A 22365-nucleotide genomic window follows, 5' to 3' on the forward strand; every position below is an offset into this window, starting at 1 on the left:
CCTGACACGTCGGCCTTGCGCGCCGAACCGTTGCGTGAAGGCGTGCTCGGCTCGTCCGCGCGCGAGCCGCAGCCTACTTTCGTAGTCGAGCAGAAAGGAGCACAGTGTCCGTGCCAGCAGAGCCGCAGCCTGCTCCGTCGTCGTCTCGCCCCTCGAGGCCACCACAGACCCCGGTCGAGAACATCGCCGCCGCCGCGGCGGCCGAATTCGTACCGGCAGCGGACGGAGTGCAAGGACTCGTCACGGGCGTCGAACTTCGTGCTCAGGGAATCCTTGCCGGGGACCTGTTCGCTGCGCTGCCCGGATCGTCGGCGCATGGCGCATCGTTTGCGTCCGACGCGATCGAGCGGGGTGCCGTCGCGATCTTCACAGACAGGGCCGGCCTCGGCATCGTCCGAGAACAGTTCGACCGGCTGCCGGTGCCCGTCCTGGTACACGAGCATCCGCGAACCGTGCTCGGTCGAGTTTCCGCGCTTGTCTACGGCAACCCGTCGGAGAAGATGACGGTCATCGGAATCACCGGTACGTCGGGCAAGACAACGACGGCGTACCTGTTGGAAGCCGCCCTGAGTGCCGCCGGCCGGCGCACCGGGCTGATCGGCACCATCGAAACCAGGATCGCGGGCATGCGGGTACCGAGTGCGCTCACCACCCCGGAAGCGCCGCATCTTCATGCCTTGTTCGCATTGATGGTCGAACGCGGCCTCGACACCGTCGTGATGGAAGTCTCCAGTCACGCGCTCTCGCTCGGCCGGGTGGACGGCACTGTGTTCTCGGTCGGTGCCTTCACCAACCTGTCGCAGGATCACCTGGACTTCCACGACACGCTCGAGGAGTACTTCCTCGCCAAGAGCAGACTGTTCGCAGCCGGTTCACGGGTACGGACGCGATCGGCTGTGGTGTGTGTCGACGACGTCTGGGGCAGGCGGATGGCGGAGATCGCCGACTCTGCCGGATCGGCCGTGCTCACCGTGTCGGTGAACGCGAACTCGGATTGGACAGTGAAGGACTGGTCGAAGGATCCGACCGGCAATCAGTCCTTCACACTCGTCGAACCATCGGGTAGTCGTCATGCAGCATCGATTCGTCTGCCCGGACGCTACAACGTCGCCAACGCGGTCTTGGCCGCGGCGATCTGCGCGGCCGCAGGAGTCGACGTGCAGCGAGCGATCGACGGGATGGCGGAAGTGGACGTTCCTGGGCGCGTTCAGCGAATTTCACGAGGCCAAGATTTCTTGGCGGTCGTCGACTACGCGCACAAGCCCGCCGCAGTGGAGGCAGTGATCGAAACGCTCCGCGAACAGGCCGACGGAAGAATTGCGGTTGTCCTCGGAGCCGGCGGTGATCGTGACAAGGCCAAGCGGCCGCTGATGGGTGCAGCAGGTGCCAGAGGAGCAGATCTGCTGGTCATCACCGACGACAATCCGCGTTCCGAGGACCCGGACGTCATCCGTGAGGCAGTGCAGGCTGGAGCTCTCGAGGTCGCCGAGGACATTCGAGCCGAGGTCAGAAACGTTGCCGGTCGAGGTTCCGCAATTGCCGAGGCGGTCCGGTGGGCACGCGAAGGAGACGTCGTTCTCGTGGCGGGCAAAGGCCACGAGACAGGACAGGACATCGGCGGAGTGAAGTACCCCTTCGACGACAGGGTCGTACTGGCCGACGCCATCGATCGCAGGATCGCAGAAGAAGCAAGGGCCGGCTCGTGAAAGCACTGACCATCCAGCAGATCGCCGACATCGTCGGTGGTGAACTGCACGACGTCGACAACCCAGCACTCTTGGTCGACGGCTCGGTCGAGTTCGATTCACGCAAGGTCGGTGCCGGCGGGCTGTTTCTCGCCCTCCCCGGTGCGCGCGTCGACGGGCACGAACACGCGCGTGCCGCAATCGATGCCGGGGCAGCTGTGGTGCTTGCGGCCCGACCGGTCGGCGTACCGGCCATAGTGGTCGAACCGGCCCCGCACGACGGGCGTGCGATGGCACTCGAGCACGATACGGACGGGTCGGGTGCGGCAGTATTGGCTGCGCTCAGTGCATTGGCGCGAGCGTCGGCTCTGGAACTCACCGCGAACACCGGACTGACGGTCGTCGGTGTCACCGGGTCCTCGGGGAAGACCTCGACGAAGGATCTGTTGGCGTCGGTGCTTCGGCCACTCGGTTCCGTGATCGCACCGCCCGGTTCGTTCAACAACGAACTCGGTCATCCGTGGACTGTGCTGCGCGCTGACGAATCGTCCGATTTTCTGGTCCTCGAACTGTCTGCGCGCGGCGTGGGCCATGTTGCTGCGCTGGCGCAGGCTGCGCCGCCTCGGATCGGCGTCGTCCTCAACGTGGGCACCGCACACCTCGGTGAATTCGGGTCGCGCGAGCGAATCGCGCTGGCCAAGGGCGAACTCGTCGAAGCGCTGCCGAGCGCGGCGGACGGTGGAGTTGCGGTGCTGAACGCCGACGATCGACTCGTGACGGAGATGCGGTCGCGGACTTCGGCGCGGGTGGTGACCGTCGGGATGTCGCCGGAAGCGGATATCCGTGCGGAGAACGTGTCTCTCGACGCCGATGCTCGTGCCCGATTCACGATGGTGACGCCGATCGGGCGAGTCGACATCGCGTTGGCAGTGCACGGCGAGCACCAGATTGGGAATTCGCTCGCCGCTGCCGCCGTCGCACTCGAATGTGGTGCCACTCTGGACCAGATCGCGGTCGCGCTCGCCGGTTCGGCCGCGGCGTCGGTGCGAAGGATGGACGTGCGCACCAGGACCGACGGGGTTACGGTCGTCAACGATTCCTACAACGCGAATCCCGACTCCATGCGTGCTGCCCTGAAAGCGTTGGTATCGATGTCGAGGTCGGGAACCGGCCCTCCACGCCGCACCTGGGCGGTGCTCGGGGAGATGGCGGAGCTTGGGCCGGAATCCGTAGTCGAACACGACGCGATCGGAAGGCTTGCAGTGCGGCTGGATGTCAGTCGATTGATCATCGTCGACTCCGGTCGGCCGACCAGAGCACTTCACCAGGGTGCTGTCATGGAAGGCTCCTGGGGCGAAGAATCGATGCTCGTTCCCGACCACGAGGCAGCAGTGGCAGTGCTGCGTGCCGAAGTGGAGTCGGGCGACATCGTCCTGGTGAAGGCATCGCAGTCGGTGGCGTTGTGGTCGGTAGCCGATGCACTTCTCGACGAGGGTGCGTCGTCGCGATCCGACGAAGGACAGCAGTCGGACGGTACGGACGGGGAGAGGGACATCATGACACCGGAGGAATCGCAGTGAGACAGATCCTCTTCGCGGGAGGTATCGCGCTCGCAGTGGCGATTCTGTTGACACCTGTGTTGATCAAGACGTTTTCCAAGCAGGGGTTCGGCCAGGAAATCAGGGTCGAGGGACCGGCGAGCCATCAGTCCAAGCGAGGGACACCCACGATGGGTGGAGTCGCCATTCTCGCGGGACTGTGGGCTGGCTACTGGGGCTCGCATCTGATCGGTATCGGATACGACGCGGACGGACCGTCCGCATCCGCCCTGCTGGTGCTGGGTCTGACGACCGTGCTCGGTCTCGTCGGATTTCTCGACGACTTCATCAAGATCCGCAAGCAGCGCAATCTCGGTCTGAACAAGACTGCCAAGTTGGTCGGTCAGTTGGTAGCCGCAGTCCTCTTCGGAATCCTCGCGCTGCAGTTCAAGGGTCCGAACGGGTTGACGCCCGCCAGTCAGCAGTTGTCCTACGTTCGCGATATCGCGACCGTGAGTCTCGGACCCATCGTGTTCATCGTGTGGTGCTACTTCCTGGTCACGGCGTGGTCGAACGCAGTGAACCTGACCGACGGACTGGACGGTCTCGCAGCAGGTTCGATGACGTTGGTTCTGGGCGCGTACACGGTGATCACCTTCTGGCAGTATCGGCAGGCCTGCTCCACGAACCCTGGCCCCGGTTGCTACGACGTGCGAGATCCTCTCGATCTCGCCCTGATCTGCGCGTCCGCAGCGGGAGCCTGCATCGGATTTCTGTGGTGGAACGCCGCGCCGGCGAAGATATTCATGGGCGATACGGGTTCGCTTGCTCTCGGCGGATTGATCGCCGGACTGTCCATCGTCACGCGTACCGAGCTGATCATGGTCGTCATCGCAGCACTGTTCGTCGCCGAAGCGGCATCGGTGGTCATCCAGGTTGCGGTGTTCCGGTCGAGTCGACGACGGGTGTTCCGCATGGCACCCTTCCACCATCACTTCGAACTCGCAGGTTGGGCAGAGACCACGGTAATCATCCGGTTCTGGTTGCTCGCCGCGATCGCATCGGCGGTGGGACTGGCGTTGTTCTACAGCGAGTACCTCGCCGCAGTCGGTGGGTAGGCAACCGTGTTCGACGACCTTCGATCCTTGAGTGGCAGAACTGTCCTCGTCGCCGGCGGCAGAGTGTCGGGTCTCGCGACGGTCGGCCCGCTTCGCGACCTCGGCGCCGAGGTCCTGGTCACCGATTCCGACGCCGGAGCCGTAGAGAAGGCTCGGGCGCTGGGCGTCGGAGGAATACTGCAGGACGACCTGTTGGCAGACGACGTCGCATTCGACGACATCGCACTGGTAGTCACCAGCCCCGGATTGAGGCCGGATGCACCGGTTCTCGCTGCTGCAACCAGCCGAGGCGTGCCCATCTGGGGTGACGTCGAGTTGTCGTGGCGAGTCGATTGCGCGGGCGTGTACGGTCCACCCACCCAGTGGCTCGTGGTCACCGGGACCAACGGTAAGACGACCACGACGTCGATGTTGGCGTCGATCCTCGATTCGGCCGGTCTTGTCGGCGCGGCGTGCGGGAACATCGGCCTGCCCATCCTCGACGCACTGCGGTCGAATCCGCACCCAGCGGTGCTCGCGGTCGAGCTGTCGTCGTTCCAACTCTTCTGGGCGCCTTCGGTTCGGCCAGCGGCGGGCGTCGTACTCAACATCGCCGAGGACCATCTCGACTGGCACGGCGGCATGGACGGTTACACGCAGTCCAAGGCGCGTGCGCTGACCGGGGGAGTCGCGGTGGTCGGTCTGGACGATGCGCGGGCGGCGGCCCTCGCACCCACCGCGGGCGCAGATCGCGTTGTGGGGTTCCGCCTCGGCGAGCCCGCGACGGGCGAACTCGGAATCGTGCAGGGCTACCTGGTCGACCACGCGTTCGGCGACGCCGAACGCCTGGTGTGTGCGGACGAGGTGGTGCCGTCCGGCCCCGCGGGGCGCATGGACGCGTTGGCGGCGGCTGCGCTCGCTCGATCGATCGGAGTGTCCGCTGAGGCGGTGGCGGATGGCTTGCGGACGTATCAGGTGGGTCCACATCGAGCGGCAGTGGTCCGGGTGATCGACGGGGTGACGTTCGTGGACGACTCGAAGGCGACCAATCCGCACGCTGCCCGATCCTCGCTGCTTGCGTACGAACGGGTCGTATGGATCGCCGGCGGACTGCTCAAAGGTGCGTCGGTAGACGGACTGGTGGCGGAAATTGCGCCACGACTCGTTGCTGCGGTCGTGATCGGGCGTGATGGGACGCAGATCGCTCAGGCTTTGTCGCGACACGCCCCGGATGTTCCCGTCGTGACGTATCCGCCGGGAGACGATACTGGTGTGACTCATGTGGCGGAAGATGCTGAAGTCGTGATGCGTGCAGCGGTTCGAGACGCTGCACGACGCGCCGAACCTGGTGACGCCGTGCTTCTCGCACCTGCCGCCGCCTCCCTCGACATGTTCGTCGACTACGGCCATCGTGGTCGCAGCTTCGCCGCCGCTGTTCGGTCACTCACCGAAGCCGAGATCGGCTACCCGGACGAGCAGTCCTGATGAGCAAGACCGACGGCGCGCCATCGTCTCCACGTACTCGCATCGGTATGTGGCTTGCTCGGCCATTGGCGTCGTTCCACCTCATCGTGACCGTCGCCGCGCTGCTGACGATCCTCGGTCTCGTGATGGTGTTGTCGTCCTCGGCCGCCGAAGCGTACGCGACAGACGGGTCCGCCTACTCGCTCTTCACCCAGCAATTGATCGGTGTCGGGCTCGGTATCATCGCGTTCTACGTCGCGTTGCGGACGCCGGTGCGGGTACTTCGGAAGCTGTCGTTTCCGCTGTTCGTGCTGTCCGTAATCATGCTCATGATGGTCCTGATCCCGGGCGTCGGCTCCGAAGGCGCGGACGGTGCGCGACGCTGGTTCAACGTCGCGGGGGTGTCGTTCCAGCCCTCCGAACTGGCCAAGGTCACCCTCGTTCTGTGGGGCGCTCATCTTCTGGCATCGAGACGAAGTGAGCACGCTAGCCTGAAGTCTTTGTTGATTCCGCTGGTTCCCGCTGCGCTGTTGATGGCGGGATTGGTCGTCCTGCAGCCCAACCTCAGCACGGCCATCGCCATCGGCATCATTCTGGTGGCCCTGCTCTGGTTCGCTGGCCTCGACGCTCGTCTGTTCGCGATTCTGGTGGGCGGCGGTGTCGCGGCAGCGACGGTGTTGGCGTTCACCGCCGGATACCGCTCGAACCGAATCAAGGCCTGGCTGAATCCCGGCGACGACCCCCAGGGCCTCGGATACCAGTCCAATCAGGCGAAGTTCTCACTCGCCGACGGCGGTCCCTTCGGTGTCGGGCTGGGCCAGAGCCGCGCCAAATGGAGCTATCTTCCCAACGCGCACAACGACTTCATTTTCGCCATCATCGGCGAAGAACTCGGATTCATCGGGTGTCTCGCAGTACTCGGGCTGTTCGCGTTGTTCGTCTACGCCGGCCTGCGCATCGCGATGCGTTCGGTCGATCCGTTCCTTCGACTCCTCGCTGCAGGATCCACGACGTGGATCTTCGCGCAGGCCATGATCAACATCGGGTACGTAGTCGGTCTGCTTCCGGTCACCGGGCTCCAGCTGCCACTCGTGTCCTATGGCGGTTCGTCGACCGCGATCACGCTGCTGATGTTCGGCATCATCGCCAACGCGGCTCGTCACGAACCCGAGGCCATCGCGGCGCTGCACGCGGGGCAGGACTCCCGAATCGATCGGGTTCTTCGGCTTCCGATGCCTGCGTCCTTCTCACCGCTCCGCGCTGCTGCTGCCAGGTCCAAGTCCACCAGGCCCGCGCTCGATCGTGAGGATAGACGTCGTCTGGAAACCCGCGACGCGGCCGCGCGGCGACGTCCGGACCGTGATTACGCGGACGTCGGCGCCAGATCCAACCGTGATCGCCGCTCGGGCGGTGCTCAGCGACCGGCCGAGCCTCCTCGTCGCACTCGCGGGCAACCCAGTAGTACCTCTCGCCATCCGGATGGGCGAGGATATCGACGGTGAATGCACGAACAAGACCCCTGTCCGTCGTCGTCGCAGGCGGGGGCACGGCCGGTCACATCGAGCCTGCGCTTGCGGTGGCCGACGCCCTGCGTGAACTCGACGGCACCGTCCGAATCACCGCACTCGGAACGGCGCGCGGGCTTGAGACCACGTTGGTGCCGGCCCGCGGCTACCGCCTCGCTCTGATACCCCCGGTCCCGCTACCGCGCAAGCCGACGCTTGACCTGGTGCGTCTGCCGGCGAAAGTGTTGAAGTCGGTGCGCGAGACGCGTGCTGTGTTCGCAGACGTCGAGGCCGACGTACTCGTCGGTTTCGGGGGATACGTGGCACTTCCGGCGTATTTGGCCGCTCGGCGAGTGTTCGGTCGCTCCCGCGCGATCCCCGTCGTGGTGCACGAAGCAAACGCGAGTGCGGGAATTGCGAACAAGGTGGGTGCGAGGCTGGCGACGCGTGTGCTGGCGGCGGTGTCCGGCTCCGGAGTGAGAGCTCGCGGACACGAGGACGCCGAGATCGTCGGCATCCCGGTTCGCCCGACGATCACCGGTCTCGACCGGGCCGCTTCGCGCGCCGAAGCACGGCGGCACTTCGGACTTCCGGACGAGGGGCCGGTGCTGCTCGTGTTCGGCGGATCCCAGGGTGCACGATCGCTGAACGAGGCAGTGTCCGGCGCAGCGGCCACGCTCGCGGCAGCCGGCGTGTCGGTGCTGCACGCCCACGGCCCGAAGAATTCCGTCGATGTGTCCACGGACGAGCCGAATGCGCCCTATGTCGCGGTGCCGTACCTGAATCGGATGGACCTGGCCTACGCCGCAGCCGATCTGGCCATCTGCCGGTCCGGTGCGATGACAGTGGCCGAAGTGTCGGCTACGGGCTTGCCCGCGGTATACGTACCGCTGCCGCACGGCAACGGAGAGCAAGAATTGAACGCAAGACCCGTCGTCGACGCTGGGGGAGGCATACTCGTGGCGGATGCGAACCTGACTTCCCGCTATGTCGGCACAGACGTCGTGGACTTGATCACCGACGTCGACCGGCTGAAGCAGATGTCCGCGGGTGCCGCGGGTGCAGGTCATCGAGACGCGGCTACCGCCGTGGCCCGGATCGTCCTCGACGTCGCGTCGAGGAAACAGAACGAACAGGCACCGACGTGAAACGAGACTTCACCGACGTGACGCGTGAAAGGACGGACATGGCCGAGCTTCCCTCAGAGCTCGCGAGGGTGCACATGGTGGGCATCGGCGGCGCTGGAATGTCCGGCATCGCCCGCATTCTGCTCGCGCGCGGTGGCCAGGTCTCCGGATCCGACGCCAAGGACAGCCGGGGTGTTCTCGCTTTGCGAGCGCGCGGCGCGCAGGTGCGGGTCGGCCACGATGCCTCCGCGCTCGACCTCATTCCTGGCGGGCCGACAGCTGTCGTCACCACTCACGCAGCCATCCCCAAGACCAATCCGGAACTGGTCGAGGCTCGACGACGCGGTATTCCGATCGTGCTTCGGCCGACGGTGCTCTCGTCGTTGATGCAGGGCTATCGCACGCTGCTCGTGTCCGGTACGCACGGCAAGACGTCGACGACGTCGATGTTGATCGTTGCTCTGCAACACTGCGGCTTCGATCCTTCGTTCGCGGTCGGCGGTGAGCTCAACGAGGCTGGGACCAATGCTCACCACGGAAGTGGGGACGTGTTCGTCGCCGAAGCCGACGAGAGCGACGGCTCGCTGCTCCAGTACCTACCGAACGTCGTGGTCGTCACCAACATCGAGGCCGATCACCTCGACCACTTCGGTACCGAAGCGGCATACGTCCAGGTGTTCGACGACTTCGCGGCGTTGCTCGGGCCGGGCGGTGTGCTGGTTGCATGCATGGACGATCCCGGATCGGCAGCGCTTGCCCAGCGAATTCGAGCGCGTGATCTTCCGGGGGTTCGAGTCCTCGGTTATGGCTCCGCGGACACCGAGACCGGTGACGTCGAGATGGCGGTGAGGTTGCTGCAGTGGGAACCCGAGGACGTCGGCGGCGTCGCGCAGTTGCTCGTCGACGGCGAAGAAACACCCCGCACGTTGCGTCTCGGTGTACCGGGGCGACACACCGCGCTGAACGCACTCGCGGCATTCACTGCGGGGTTGCAGGCCGGTGCCGGCGTGACGGACCTGCTCGAAGGTCTTGCCGGTTTCGGCGGTGTGCACCGGAGATTCCAGATTCGCGGCCGTGAGCACGGCATTCGAGTGTTCGACGACTACGCCCACCATCCGACCGAAGTCAGGGCCGTGCTCAGCGCAGCACAGCAGTTGGTCGCAGGTGCAGCAGGCGACGAGGAACGAGGTCGCGTCGTCGTGGTGTTCCAACCTCACCTGTATTCGAGGACGGAGACGTTCGCGGCAGAGTTCGGTGAGGCCCTCAGTATCGCCGACGAGGTGGTAGTCCTCGATGTCTACGGCGCCAGAGAAGAGCCTCTACCCGGCGTGACGGGTGCGCTCGTCGCGTCGTCGGTCACCAAACCCGTCATCTACCAACCGGACCTGTCGCTCGTTGCGAAGCAGGTCGCCAGTCTCGTCAGTCCGGGTGACGTGGTGATCACCATGGGTGCGGGCGACGTGACGATGCTTGCCGGCCCGATTCTCGACGCTCTCCGTTCCAAGACGGACTTTCGGATCGGGCAACGCCGGGCATCGACGTGACATCACGTCCGAGTCGGTCGAAAAGCTCGGCCGTGGACGATCCCTCCGGTGACGCAGGACACTCCGAGCGTGAGGTCAGGCGTCAGGCCAGAGAGGACGAGCGGCGTCGCGTGTCCCGCTCGCGTCGGCGTGCTGCAGCGATTGCCGCAGCAGTCGTCGCGGTGATAGTCGCAAGCTTCGCGATCGTGTACCTCACTCCGCTGCTGTCGGTGCGCAAGATCGATGTCAACGGGGCCGTGTCGGTGTCCGAGGAGCAGATCGTCGCCGAACTCGGGGTACCACTGGGGGAGAAGCTCGTTCGCGTCGATGCAGGCTCGGCAGCGCAGCGTGTTGCTGCCATTCCAGCGCTTGCGTCCGTTCGGGTCCAGCGGATGTACCCCTCGACGGTCAGAGTCACTGTCACCGAGCGCGTTCCCGTCGTCTTCGTCGACGAACCCGATGGCACTCACCTCCTGGACGCGGACGCAGTCGATTTCGCGGTCGCAGCTCCGCCTCCAGGGGTCGTACGACTGGTGGCGGACAAGTCGGTGCCAGGCGATCCAGCCACCGAAAGTGCTCTCGCTGTACTCGATTCGATGCCGGCGTCACTGCGAGGCCAGGTCGGTGAGATACGAGCGAGCTCGGCGTCGGACGTGTCGCTGTCGCTTCTCGACGGGCGTATTCTCGTCTGGGGTGACCGAGACAATTCGGAGCGCAAATCGGCTGTGGCGCTTGCGCTGTTGTCGCAGCCAGGACAGATTCTGGATGTGTCGAGTCCTGAACTTCCCACCACCAAGTAACACCGACCCGGTCGCAAAATGTTTCTTGCGTCGTCGGCGCGCCTAATGGCGCATCGGCGCACCGGTGCATAGCGTTCCCGGCATCGAGTACTTGACATAACTCTAAGCCTGTGGTTTAGGTTGAGGGTTTTGCCGAACTCTAGTCAGACAGACCAGAACACAACCACGGAAGGCGAGAGCCAATGACGCCCCCGCACAACTACCTCGCCGTAATCAAGGTCGTCGGCATCGGCGGCGGCGGCGTTAACGCGGTCAACCGCATGATCGAACAGGGACTCAAAGGGGTCGAGTTCATCGCGGTCAATACCGACGCCCAGGCACTGCTGATGAGTGACGCCGACGTCAAGCTCGACGTCGGTCGCGAGCTCACCCGTGGCCTCGGAGCAGGAGCCGACCCGGAAGTGGGCAGGAGAGCTGCCGACGATCACAAGGACGAGATCGAAGAGGTGCTCAAGGGCGCCGATATGGTGTTCGTCACCGCAGGCGAAGGCGGTGGCACCGGCACCGGTGGCGCTCCGGTGGTCGCCAACATCGCGCGCAAGCTCGGAGCGTTGACGGTCGGCGTCGTGACGCGCCCGTTCTCGTTCGAGGGCAAGCGCCGCGGCGGACAGGCCGATACGGGCATCCAGCAGCTTCGCGAGTCCTGCGACACGCTCATCGTGATCCCCAACGATCGTTTGCTGCAACTCGGTGACGCTGCAGTCAGCCTCATGGACGCTTTCCGTAGCGCCGACGAGGTCCTCCTCAACGGCGTGCAGGGAATCACCGACCTGATCACCACCCCCGGGCTGATCAACGTCGACTTCGCCGACGTCAAGGGCGTCATGTCCGGCGCAGGCAGCGCCCTCATGGGCATCGGGTCGTCGAGGGGCGAAGGTCGAGCGATCAAAGCGGCCGAATCCGCGATCAACTCGCCACTTCTCGAAGCCTCCATGGAGGGCGCCCGCGGCGTTCTGCTGTCCATCGCAGGTGGCTCCGATCTCGGACTGTTCGAAATCAACGAGGCGGCCTCGCTCGTGCAGGAAGCCGCGCATATCGACGCGAACATCATCTTCGGAACCGTGATCGACGACTCACTCGGTGACGAGGTGCGCGTGACGGTGATCGCGGCGGGCTTCGACGGCGGAACTCCGACGCGTCGCCCGGTCGAGGCCACTCCGGGTGCGTCACGTGCTTCCATCGGTTCTGCGCGGTCCGGCGAAGTATCTTCGTCGCGGTCGTCCGACAAGTCCGAGTCCGGTGCAGTATTCCGTGATCCGGTCGGCGCCGGAAGTGGCAGCAGCCTTCCACCCTTGCAGTCCTCGGGATCGAATGGAGGGTCGAGCAGTCAAGGCAGCGCTGGTCGTCGGGTCCCGGTCACCGAAGACGATGGCGACGACGACGTCGACGTGCCATCTTTCATGCGCCGCTGATTACTGATGCGTTCGATCGACACAACGTCGAACTTCAGGGTTCGCCGAGTTACCACGACGAGGGCGGGTGGCGTCTCGGCGCCTCCGTTCGACACTTTCAATCTCGGTGATCATGTCGGAGACGACCCGGCGGCGGTCGCGGCGAATCGCGAACGGCTCGGTCGAGAGATCGGTGTCGGAGTCGACCGGTTGGTATGGATGGAGCAAGTCCACGGCCGCACGGTGACCGTCGTCGACGGCCCGGTGCGCGAGCCGATTGCCGTCACCGACGCGGTGGTGACGACGGTGCGCGATCTGGCGCTCGTAGTTCTGTCCGCCGACTGTGTACCCGTTCTGCTGTCCGACTCCGAAGCCGGTGTCATAGCGGCCGTGCATGCGGGCCGTGTCGGTGCCCGCATCGGGATCGTGCCGCGTGTGCTCGATGCGATGGTGGCCCAGGGTGCAGTGCTGAGCCGGATCGGGGCATTCCTCGGGCCTGCTGCGAGCGGGCGACAGTACGAGGTTCCCGCGCACATGCAGGCGGATGTGGAACGGCATCTGCCCGGCAGTGCGAGCACAACGGTCCGGAAGACGCCGGGTCTCGACATTCGTGCCGGAATCAGGAGGCAGCTGGTCGACGCCGGTGTGTCGGCTGTGGCGACGGATCCGCGTTGCACCATCGAGGATCGGACTCTGTTCAGCCATCGACGCGGTGCGCCGACCGGCAGGTTGGCCAGCGTGATCTGGATGGACACCGAGCCTGCTTGACTAGTGCCATGACATCCCCTGACAGAGCCGCGCAGATCGCAACGGCGCTCGCATCGGTCCGTGAGCGCCTGAGCGCTGCGTGTGCCGCGGCCGGACGCGATCCCGACGACGTAGCGTTGCTGCCGGTCACCAAGTTCTTCCCGGCCGGAGATGTCGAGATTCTGTTCGAGCTCGGGTGCCGTGATTTCGGCGAATCGAGAGAACAAGAGGCGTCCAGAAAGGTCGACGAACTCGGCGCGACGTTCGGAACCGAGCCGGTTCGGTGGCACATGATCGGCCATCTTCAGCGAAACAAGGCGAAGTCGGTCGCACGCTGGGCATCGTCGATTCATTCGGTGGACAGTGAGCGTCTGGTCTCGGCCCTCCAGAAGGCTGTCGGGCACGCATTCGAGGTGGGTGAGCGGTCCAGCGAACTCGAGGTGCTCATCCAGGTCAGTCTCGACGGAGACGTACATCGAGGCGGAGTCGAGCGTGAGGATCTCGAGGCGCTGGCGGAGCGGGTCGCCGACTCGGATGGATTGAGGCTCGCAGGGTTGATGTCGGTACCACCGCTCGGGGTGGACCCGGATGCCGCATTCGCCGATCTCGCGGACATTCATCAGGGTCTGCTGCGGCAACATCCCGATGCGACGGAGCTCTCGGCGGGCATGACGGGTGATCTGGAGGCCGCGGTGCGACATGGATCGACGTGTGTGCGTGTCGGTACCGCAATACTCGGTTCGCGGCCGATAACCTCGCCAGTACAGTCCACGGATCACATCAGTCACAACTGACACATTGCGAACCTGGACAGCGGCAGCGCAGAACACGGAACGACCCAGCTTTTGACGGAAGGTAGATCGATGAGCACCCTGCACAAGTTCAAGGCGTACTTCGGCATGGTTCCGCTCGCGGACTACGAAGACGATTACCTCGACGAGCCAGACTCGCACAGGTCTTCACGCGGGCGTGACCCGTACGGCGACATCGACGATCGCAGTGATCGCGAGTTCGCCAAGCCGTCGTTCTCGTCCCGTAGGCCTGCCCGCTCGGAACTCGACGAGATGGACGACGACTACGACGAGTACGAGGCGCCGCGGTCGGCACCGACGCTTGCGCCGATCGGCGGCCGTGCCTCGCGCACACCGTCGATGGCAAGCCGTGGCGGGTCGACCCGGGGCAACCTGGCCGTCGATACTCGAATGGATGGGCCGGAGCGGAGCCTGCGGAGCGACTCACTGGCACGCGCGGAAACTCGGAGGAGCCCTGTGGTCGACGATGGTGGTCCGTTGTCGAAGATCACGACGCTGCGGCCGCGTGACTACAGCGAAGCTCGTACCATCGGCGAGCGGTTCCGTGACGGAACACCCGTCATCATGGATCTGGTCGAGATGAGCAACGCCGATGCCAAGCGGCTCGTCGATTTCGCCGCCGGATTGGCGTTCGCACTCCGTGGATCGTTCGACAAGGTTGCGACGAAGGTGTTCCTTCTCTCTCCGGCCGATATCGATGTGTCTCCCCAGGAGCGTCGTCGGATCGCCGAGACCGGTTTCTACAGTCAGCAATGACGATTGATCGAAGCGTCGACCCACATCGGCTCGATCGAACTGAGCAGGCCTCTGACCTGGTCGCTTTGATCGAGCCGATCTTTTCGGGCAGAGTATGACCTGTGGCCTTGTTCGCGGTGATCTACTTCATACTGTTCATTTTCTGGCTCCTGCTCATCGGCCGCATCATCGTCGAATTCATCAGAACGTTCGCGCGAGATTGGCGACCGTCGGGAATTGTAGTGATATTGCTCGAAGCGATATTCACGGTGACCGATCCGCCAGTCAAGCTGCTGAGACGGCTGATACCGCCGGTGAATCTCGGCGGGGTTCGACTCGATCTGTCGATCATGGTTCTGCTGTTCGGGGTATTCATCCTGATGACGGTGGTGCGGGGTTTGGGATCGTGAACATAGCGACTTTGCCGAAAGACCTCGTCGGACGTGCGCGACCAGCGCGACCGATGTGACAGAATGGACGCCAGTTACAGTTTGATTGTTCCGGCTCGTGCGGAATGGGATATAACTGAATGCTTGCTCTACCGCCCTAAGATGCGTGAAGGGATCCTTCCATGCCGCTGACTCCAGCTGATGTGCACAATGTCGCGTTCAGCAAGCCGCCTATCGGTAAGCGCGGCTACAACGAAGACGAGGTGGATGCATTCCTCGATCTCGTCGAGCAAGAGCTGTCGCGACTGATCGAGGAGAACGCCGACCTGCGTCAGCGGGTCGGGGAGCTCGACCAGGAACTTGCCGATGCCAAGAGCTCCGCCCGCCAGGGTGGCTCGCAGCAGGCAGCTCCGATACAGCAGAAGGCTCCAGAGCCTCAGCGCCCTGTCGAGCCACCGAAGCCTGCGCCGGTCGTCGCGCCCGCCCCGGTCGCCGCTGCAGCGCCATCGCAGAGTGGCGACTCCAACATGCAGGCGGCGAAGATTCTCGGTCTCGCCCAGGAAATGGCGGACCGGCTCACCAACGACGCGAAGACCGAGTCGGAGCAGCTACTCGGAAACGCCCGCACCAACGCCGAGCGTTTGGTGACGGATGCACGTACGCGGTCCGAGGCAATGGTGTCCGACGCCCGCCAGAAGTCCGAGTCGCTGTTGTCGGACGCGCAGACGCGATCCGAGACCCAGCTGCGTCAGGCCAAGGAGAAGGCCGACGCACTCCAGGCAGATGCCGAGCGCAAGCACACCGAGATCATGGCGACCATCAACGAGCAGCGTTCGGTGCTCGAGGGCCGTATCGAGCAGCTCAAGACGTTCGAGCGCGAGTACCGCGTGCGGCTCAAGTCGTACCTGGAATCCCAGCTCGAAGAACTCGAGAATCGGTCGTCCGCTCTGCCGGTCGACAATGGTTCCGACAAGTTCGGTCAGAACGACCAATCCTCCGGATACAGCCAGTCGTATGCCAAGGGAAACAACTGACACTCATCTGCCCCGCGCGCAACGCGTGACGGCGCACCCTGGGTCTGACGATCGCCGCGAGGCGTATCCGGAACGAGGAGTGGCGTGCTTGTCCTGACGTTGGGTGCGGCAGCAGTTGGGTTCGCATTACTGGTCATCGCATTGATGACCGGGTCGGTTCTGTGGGCGTGGGGATGCATCGCAGTGTGCGTTGTCGGGGCCGTACTGCTACTGGCAGGTGCTCTGATGGGGCGGAAGACACCGCCCGAGCAGTAGTGCAGGTCGACGCGTTCGTTAGTATGGGCTGAGAATACGAGTACAGGTGCCGATCCGGATATCACCGGGGAGCCTTCGGAAGAACGGTGCACGCGTGTCCGACCGGACGCGCCGACACTCAGTAGAACCGAACGGGTAAGCCCGTCACAGCTGTGTGAGCGGCGTCGGCTTCTCGAAAGAGGAGTCGGCGCAAGCGGGGTGGTACCGCGGTGCCGGCGTCCCACATGCCGGTTGTCGTCCCCGTGCCGAGTCTGTCCAGCACCGTCTCATCCACATCGAGGCGGTCGGCACGGTAGGAGCGCCGCACATGAGTACCGATTCCACGAACACATCCGCCCCCCGCGACGCGTATCCACTCGTCGACATCGCGGGAACTGGGGCGGGTAGCGTCTCCTTCCCTGAACTCGAGAAGAAGGTTCTCGACGTGTGGGAAGCCGACGGAACCTTCCGCGCCAGCGTGGAGAACCGCGAAGGCGCCGAGGAATTCGTCTTCTACGACGGACCACCCTTTGCGAACGGTCTCCCGCACTACGGTCACTTGCTGACCGGGTACGTCAAGGACCTCGTCCCGCGGTTCCAGACCATGCGCGGCAAGAAGGTCGAGCGTCGCTTCGGCTGGGACTGCCACGGACTGCCTGCTGAGCTGGAAGCCGAAAAGCAACTCGGGATCAAGGACAAGTCCGAGATCGACGAGATGGGTCTGGCCAAGTTCAACGCGTACTGCAAGCAATCGGTCCTGCAGTACACCGGCGAGTGGCGAGACTACGTCACCCGGCAGGCGCGGTGGGTCGACTTCGACAACGACTACAAGACGCTGGACCTCGACTTCATGGAGTCGGTCATGTGGGCGTTCAAGACCTTGTACGACAAGGGGCTCATCTACCAGGGATATCGAGTTCTGCCGTACTCCTGGTACGAGCAGACCCCGCTGTCCAACCAGGAAACGCGCCTCGACGACGCGTACAAGATGCGTCAGGATCCTGCCGTCACCGTCACGATGCCGCTGGCGGCACCCGGCTCACCCCTGGACGGTGCGAACGCGCTGATCTGGACCACGACCCCGTGGACGTTGCCGTCGAATCTGGCGATCGCAGTCAACCCAGAGGTTCACTACGTGCAGGTGCGTGGCGCCGACGGTGAACGGTACGTACTGGCCTCCGCACGTCTGGCGCACTATTCGCGCGAACTCGGCGAAGAACCGGAACTGCTGTCCGAGCACACCGGGGCCGATCTCGTCGGCCTCACCTATGCGCCGCCGTTCGACTTCTTCCTCGGTCACGAGAACGCGCACCGGGTACTGCAGGCCGACTACGTCACCACCGACTCGGGAACCGGAATCGTGCACCTTGCACCGGCTTTCGGTGAAGAGGACATGGATGTCGCGACAGCGAACGGCATCGAGGTGGTGCAACCGCTCGATCCGGGTGGAAAGTTCACCTCCCTCGTTCCGCCGTACGAGGGCTTGATGGTGTTCGACGCGAATCCGGTCATCATCAAGGACCTCAAGGCATCGGGGCGTCTGCTGCGCCACGAGACGATCGAGCACTCCTACCCGCACAGCTGGCGGAGCGGTCAGCCATTGATCTACATGGCAGTTCCGTCGTGGTTCGTCGCGGTGACGAAGTTCCGTGACCGGATGGTGGAGCTCAACCAGGAGATCACCTGGGTCCCGGAGCACATCAAGGACGGGCAGTTCGGTAAGTGGCTCGAGGGTGCGCGAGATTGGAACATCAGCCGCAATCGTTACTGGGGCAGCCCGATCCCGGTGTGGACGTCGGACGATCCGGAGTACCCGAGGCTCGACGTCTATGGCAGCCTCGACGAGCTCGAACGCGACTTCGGTGTGCGACCGGACGATCTTCATCGTCCGTACATCGATGATCTGACGCGTCCGAACCCGGACGACCCGACCGGCAGGTCGATGATGCGTCGGGTGCCCGAGGTACTCGACTGCTGGTTCGAATCCGGGTCGATGCCGTACGCACAGGTGCATTTTCCGTTCGAGAACGAAGAATGGTTCAACGGGACAGCTACGACAGCTGGGCACAATCCGGGTGATTTCATCGTCGAGTACAACGGACAGACCCGCGGCTGGTTCTATACGTTGCACGTGCTGGCGACTGCTCTGTTCGACCGACCGGCATTCAAGACCGTTGCTGCGCACGGCATCGTTCTCGGCGACGACGGTCTGAAGATGAGCAAGTCCAAGGGCAACTATCCCGACGTCAAGGAAGTCTTCGATCGTGACGGCAGCGATGCCATGCGCTGGTTCCTCATGTCCTCGCCGATCCTGCGCGGGGGCAACCTGATCGTCACCGAACAAGGCATCCGCGAGGGAGTACGTCAGGCGCTGCTTCCGATCTGGAACGCGTGGAGCTTCCTGCAGTTGTACGCAGGCAAGCCCGGTCGATGGCGCACCGATTCGCCGAACGTGTTGGACCGGTACGTACTGGCGAAGCTGTCTGCGACTCGGGATGCGATCACCGATGCGCTCGAAGGCAACGACATCGCCGGTACGTGCGACGAGCTGAGAACCTTCTGCGACGCACTGACGAACTGGTATGTCCGACGGTCACGTTCACGTTTCTGGAGCGAAGACACCGACGCGATCGACACGCTGCACACGGTGCTCGAGGTGTTGACCCGGATCGCCGCGCCGTTGCTTCCGCTCATCAGCGAGGTCGTCTGGCGCGGTCTGACCGGTGGACGCTCGGTTCACCTGACGGATTGGCCAGCGCGTTCGGATCTGCCGTCGGATCCCGAGTTGGTCAGCGCGATGGACGAAGTGCGTAGTGTGTGTTCGACGGTGTTGGGTCTGCGGAAAGCACAGAACTTGCGAGTGCGGTTGCCGCTGCCGGAGGTCACCGTCGCAGCCGAGGGAGCCGAGCGGCTGCGCCCGTACGCCGACATCATCGCCGACGAGGTCAACGTGAAGAAGGTCGATCTGACCGACGACGTGGCAGTGCACGGCAAGTTCGAGCTGGTCGTGAATGCGCGAGCAGCCGGCCCCCGCATCGGTAAGGATGTCCAGAAGGTCATCAAGGCCGTCAAGGCAGGGGAGTGGAGCGAGGACGAATCCGGTGTCGTCAGCGCTGCCGGTATCGAATTGCTGCCTGCCGAGTTCACCCGCAAATTGGTTGCAGCCGAACCTGATTCGACGGCTGCCCTGCCTGGAAACTCTGGTCTGGTGGTCCTCGATTCCAAGGTCACTGCCGAGCTGGAGGCGGAGGGGTGGGCGAAGGACCGGATCCGTGAGTTCCAGGAAGCGCGTCGCAACCTGGGGTTGAACGTGTCGGATCGCATCGACATCGTCGTCCGAGTCCCGGACGAACGGCAGGAGTGGCTCGATACTCACCGCGATCTGATCGCAGGAGAGGTTCTGGCGCTGTCCTTGGTCGACGGAGACCCAGGCGCCGACGCCGTCGAGCTCGGGGAGGGCGTGCGTGCCTTGATCCGCCGCGCGCGATGACCACCCCGGCATCTGTGGAGGACGCCGTTCGCGAGCTTCTGTCGGTAGCTCGCGACGGCGTCGTACCCATCGTGACTGTCGGTGAGCCGGTTCTCCGGGCACCCGCGGCGCCGCTGACCGGCCAACTCGAGCGTCGTACCCTCGATGCGTTGATCGAGGTGATGCGCGCGACCATGCACGACGCCCCGGGTGTCGGTCTCGCTGCACCGCAGATCGGTATTCCGTTGCGTGTCGCGGTGATCGAGGACATGTACGACATCGGCGAGGAGCTCGTCCGCACCCGTCGGCGATCAGCGTTGCCGTTTCGGGCGGTGGTGAATCCGAGCTACCAAGCGGTCGGCGAGAAGCGCGTGGCTTTCTACGAGGGTTGTCTGAGTGTGCCGGGCTATCAGGCGGTGGTAGCGCGTGCTGAATCCGTGCGGCTGCGGTGCTCCGGCGTCGACGGTAGCGAAACGGACGAGGTGTTCCACGGCTGGCCCGCCAGGATCATCGCCCACGAGACCGACCATCTCGACGGCGTCGTGTACATCGACAAGGCGATCACTCGGTCGTTGGCAGCGAATGACGTCTATGCCGAGCGCTGGACCGAGCCGTCCCCGCGTCGTGCGGCTGCCGCTCTGGACTTCGAGCTCGAAGGCATGTGATGCGAAAAGTGCGTACGGGTATCTTTCGGTCGTGATCGACTCTCGCAGTCGGCGCTGGGTGCTGCATCTCGACATGGATGCGTTCTTCGCCTCGGTCGAGCAGCTCACCAGGCCCACGTTGCGGGGCAGGCCAGTGCTTGTCGGCGGTGCGGGAGGCCGCGGGGTGGTGGCCGGATGCAGCTACGAGGCGCGCACGTTCGGAGCTCGATCGGCGATGCCGATGCATCAAGCGCGTCGACTCGTGGGTGCTTCAGCAGTGGTTCTGCCACCTCGTGGTGCGCTCTACCAGGCGTTGAGCAAACGCGTGTTCGACGGATTGCGCGCGAGAATGCCGGTGCTGGAACAGTTGTCGATGGACGAGGCATTCGGTGAACCCGCCGAACTCGCGGGCGCGACCGCCGCCGAGGTGGTCGAGTTCTGCGAGATGCTGCGCGGTCTGGTCCTCGCCGAGACCGGACTCGTTGCCTCGCTCGGAGCCGGCTCGGGAAAACAGATCGCCAAGATCGCTTCCGGACTGGCCAAGCCGGATGGAGTCAAGGTGGTCACGCCTGCCGAGCAGACGGCGTTGATGGCCGCCTTGCCGGTCCGCAAGCTGTGGGGGATCGGACCTGTCGCCGATGAAAGGCTTCGTCGGCTCGGCATCGACACCATCGGGAAGTTCGTCGCGACCGATGAATCCGAGGTCGCGTCCATCCTCGGCGCGACGATCGGACCCAGTCTGCACAAGCTGGCGCGGGGAATAGACGACCGCGTCGTGGCAGAACGAGCAGAAGCCAAGCAAGTCAGCGCGGAGACGACGTTCGCGCACGACTTGGTGACTCTCGCGCAGTTGCGAGCGGCAGTGGAAGCAAGTGCGGATGCGGCCCATCGGCGTCTGCTCGAGGACGGCCGCGGTGCGCGCACCGTGGTGCTCAAGCTTCGTAAATCGGACATGAGCATCGTCACACGTTCGGTGACGCTGCCCTACGCGACCGCGGACAAGCAGACCCTCGTGGCCACTGCACAACGGCAGGTGCTCGATCCGGTGGAACTGGGGCCGATCCGCTTGGTCGGTGTCTCGTTCACCGGTCTGTCCGCGGTCCAACAGGGTTCGTTGTTTCCCGAGCTCGATTACCACTCGGACGACCTGCTCGCGGCCGCCGGGACGGCGATCGAACCGGTGCCGACAGCGCGCGAGTACGGGCCGAAGTGGCATCCCGGCGTGGATGTAAGGCATCCTGAATACGGGCACGGATGGATTCAGGGGGCGGGACATTCCGTGGTGACAGTTCGCTTCGAGACCCGGTCCACCGGCCCGGGGCGAGCACGAACGTTCGCAGAGGACGACGCCATGCTCGTTGTGGCGGATGCTCTCGACAGCTTGGAATGACAGTGATTCCTACCGGTGAGTAGCCTTGCTCCTTTCGGCCCAAGTAGACGGATGGCATAGTGGAGCAGCCGGGACGAACTCAGGCCGACGTTGCTCAGAACAGCAACAGCAAGTGACCGAGAAGTAAAGACCGCGAGAAGTAAGACCGAAGGGACAGAGCACTTGAAGCTTCGTAACACCCGAAAGGCCGTAGTTGCCGGCGTCGCGATCGCTGCCGCGCTGACGATGACGGCGTGCAGCTCCGGAGGAGACGAAGAGACGCCGACGACCACGTCGGCATCCGCCGCCTCCTCGGCGTCCACCGCCCCCGAGCCGGCAGGCGACTACCCGCCCGTGCCCACTCCCGAAGAGCTCAATGCCGAACTGGCGCGCGGTTTGGATCCGGCTGTTCCGGTCGAGGAGAAGGCGCAGCTGATCCAGGGCGCCGAGGCCGATCCGGAGCTCATCAACCAGGTCGCGGCCGCAGCCGTCCAGAACGGTGCAACAATCGAGATCACCAGCGTCGACGACCTCGGCGACGGCACCCTCAACGCAGGCGCCACATTGACCATCAACGGTCAGGCCAATCCGGGTAGCTTCGTCTTCGTCGCCGAGAACGGTGTCTGGAAGCTGTCCAAGGCCAACGCGTGTGGATTCGTTCAGCTCGCGCAGCTGACGTCGCCCGCCTGCGCGTAGTCGCCAGCTTGCGGTAGTCGAACTGATTCGCTGCTGCACACGAGATCGTGTGCAGCCCCCAGTGGGGGGGGGGGGGGGGGGGGGGGGGGGGGGGGGGGGGGGGGGG

Annotated in this window: 19 protein-coding genes; all 19 read left to right on the forward strand. The window is 64.4% G+C overall.

What is annotated here, in order from left to right; all coding sequences use genetic code 11:
- The first annotated feature begins 104 nt into the window (after nt 1–104).
- Complete coding sequence (locus ACODSO_RS20325) at nt 105–1706, forward strand: UDP-N-acetylmuramoyl-L-alanyl-D-glutamate--2,6-diaminopimelate ligase (protein ID WP_489038528.1); 1602 nt, start codon at nt 105–107, stop codon at nt 1704–1706.
- Nucleotides 1703–3265: a UDP-N-acetylmuramoyl-tripeptide--D-alanyl-D-alanine ligase gene (locus tag ACODSO_RS20330; protein ID WP_489038529.1), complete on the forward strand. Its 1563-nt coding sequence runs from the start codon at nt 1703–1705 to the stop codon at nt 3263–3265. The genes ACODSO_RS20325 and ACODSO_RS20330 overlap by 4 nt, the downstream gene beginning before the upstream one ends.
- Nucleotides 3262–4341 (forward strand): phospho-N-acetylmuramoyl-pentapeptide-transferase, encoded by a 1080-nt coding sequence (gene mraY / locus ACODSO_RS20335; RefSeq protein ID WP_068381387.1) that lies wholly within the window; start codon nt 3262–3264, stop codon nt 4339–4341. The genes ACODSO_RS20330 and mraY overlap by 4 nt, the downstream gene beginning before the upstream one ends.
- Nucleotides 4342–4368: 27 nt before the next feature.
- Nucleotides 4369–5805 carry a UDP-N-acetylmuramoyl-L-alanine--D-glutamate ligase gene (murD, locus tag ACODSO_RS20340; RefSeq protein ID WP_489038530.1) on the forward strand — a complete coding sequence of 479 codons (1437 nt, stop codon included), beginning with the start codon at nt 4369–4371 and terminating at the stop codon, nt 5803–5805.
- On the forward strand, nt 5805–7286 hold the full coding sequence (gene ftsW, locus ACODSO_RS20345) for a putative lipid II flippase FtsW (RefSeq protein ID WP_489038531.1): 1482 nt from the start codon (nt 5805–5807) through the stop codon (nt 7284–7286). Before murD ends, ftsW begins: the two co-directional genes overlap by 1 nt.
- Nucleotides 7283–8437 carry an undecaprenyldiphospho-muramoylpentapeptide beta-N-acetylglucosaminyltransferase gene (murG, locus tag ACODSO_RS20350; protein WP_489038532.1) on the forward strand — a complete coding sequence of 385 codons (1155 nt, stop codon included), beginning with the start codon at nt 7283–7285 and terminating at the stop codon, nt 8435–8437. Before ftsW ends, murG begins: the two co-directional genes overlap by 4 nt.
- Before the next feature lie 38 nt (nt 8438–8475).
- Nucleotides 8476–9960: a UDP-N-acetylmuramate--L-alanine ligase gene (gene murC / locus ACODSO_RS20355; RefSeq protein ID WP_489038533.1), complete on the forward strand. Its 1485-nt coding sequence runs from the start codon at nt 8476–8478 to the stop codon at nt 9958–9960.
- 32 nt (nt 9961–9992) lie between these two features.
- On the forward strand, nt 9993–10739 hold the full coding sequence (locus ACODSO_RS20360) for a cell division protein FtsQ/DivIB (protein ID WP_489038534.1): 747 nt from the start codon (nt 9993–9995) through the stop codon (nt 10737–10739).
- Between the two features lie 182 nt (nt 10740–10921).
- Nucleotides 10922–12151, forward strand: coding sequence for a cell division protein FtsZ (gene ftsZ / locus ACODSO_RS20365; RefSeq protein ID WP_489038535.1), 1230 nt, complete (start codon nt 10922–10924; stop codon nt 12149–12151).
- A gap of 6 nt (nt 12152–12157) precedes the next feature.
- Nucleotides 12158–12898, forward strand: a complete 741-nt coding sequence (pgeF, locus tag ACODSO_RS20370) for a peptidoglycan editing factor PgeF (protein WP_489038536.1) — start codon at nt 12158–12160, stop codon at nt 12896–12898.
- Between the two features lie 8 nt (nt 12899–12906).
- Nucleotides 12907–13671 carry a YggS family pyridoxal phosphate-dependent enzyme gene (locus tag ACODSO_RS20375; protein ID WP_489038537.1) on the forward strand — a complete coding sequence of 255 codons (765 nt, stop codon included), beginning with the start codon at nt 12907–12909 and terminating at the stop codon, nt 13669–13671.
- A gap of 69 nt (nt 13672–13740) precedes the next feature.
- A complete protein-coding gene (locus tag ACODSO_RS20380; protein WP_068381369.1) occupies nt 13741–14445 on the forward strand; it encodes a cell division protein SepF in 705 nt (234 codons plus the stop codon).
- 101 nt (nt 14446–14546) lie between these two features.
- Complete coding sequence (locus ACODSO_RS20385; protein WP_068381366.1) at nt 14547–14834, forward strand: YggT family protein; 288 nt, start codon at nt 14547–14549, stop codon at nt 14832–14834.
- A 161-nt stretch (nt 14835–14995) separates the two neighbouring features.
- Nucleotides 14996–15847: a DivIVA-like cell division protein Wag31 gene (wag31, locus tag ACODSO_RS20390; RefSeq protein ID WP_489038538.1), complete on the forward strand. Its 852-nt coding sequence runs from the start codon at nt 14996–14998 to the stop codon at nt 15845–15847.
- A gap of 84 nt (nt 15848–15931) precedes the next feature.
- The gene (locus ACODSO_RS20395; protein ID WP_489038539.1) at nt 15932–16102 is read left to right on the forward strand and encodes a hypothetical protein; all 171 of its coding nucleotides are present in this window, start codon (nt 15932–15934) and stop codon (nt 16100–16102) included.
- Between the two features lie 307 nt (nt 16103–16409).
- Nucleotides 16410–19571 carry an isoleucine--tRNA ligase gene (gene ileS, locus ACODSO_RS20400; RefSeq protein WP_489038540.1) on the forward strand — a complete coding sequence of 1054 codons (3162 nt, stop codon included), beginning with the start codon at nt 16410–16412 and terminating at the stop codon, nt 19569–19571.
- Entirely contained in the window at nt 19568–20215 is a 648-nt protein-coding gene (locus tag ACODSO_RS20405; protein ID WP_489038541.1) for a peptide deformylase, read from the forward strand. Before ileS ends, ACODSO_RS20405 begins: the two co-directional genes overlap by 4 nt.
- A 73-nt stretch (nt 20216–20288) precedes the next feature.
- On the forward strand, nt 20289–21584 hold the full coding sequence (locus ACODSO_RS20410) for a DNA polymerase IV (RefSeq protein ID WP_489038547.1): 1296 nt from the start codon (nt 20289–20291) through the stop codon (nt 21582–21584).
- Between the two features lie 162 nt (nt 21585–21746).
- On the forward strand, nt 21747–22259 hold the full coding sequence (locus ACODSO_RS20415; protein WP_489038542.1) for a WKL family lipoprotein: 513 nt from the start codon (nt 21747–21749) through the stop codon (nt 22257–22259).
- Nucleotides 22260–22365 lie beyond the last annotated feature (106 nt).

Source organism: Rhodococcus sp. FG69, from assembly GCF_057808915.1.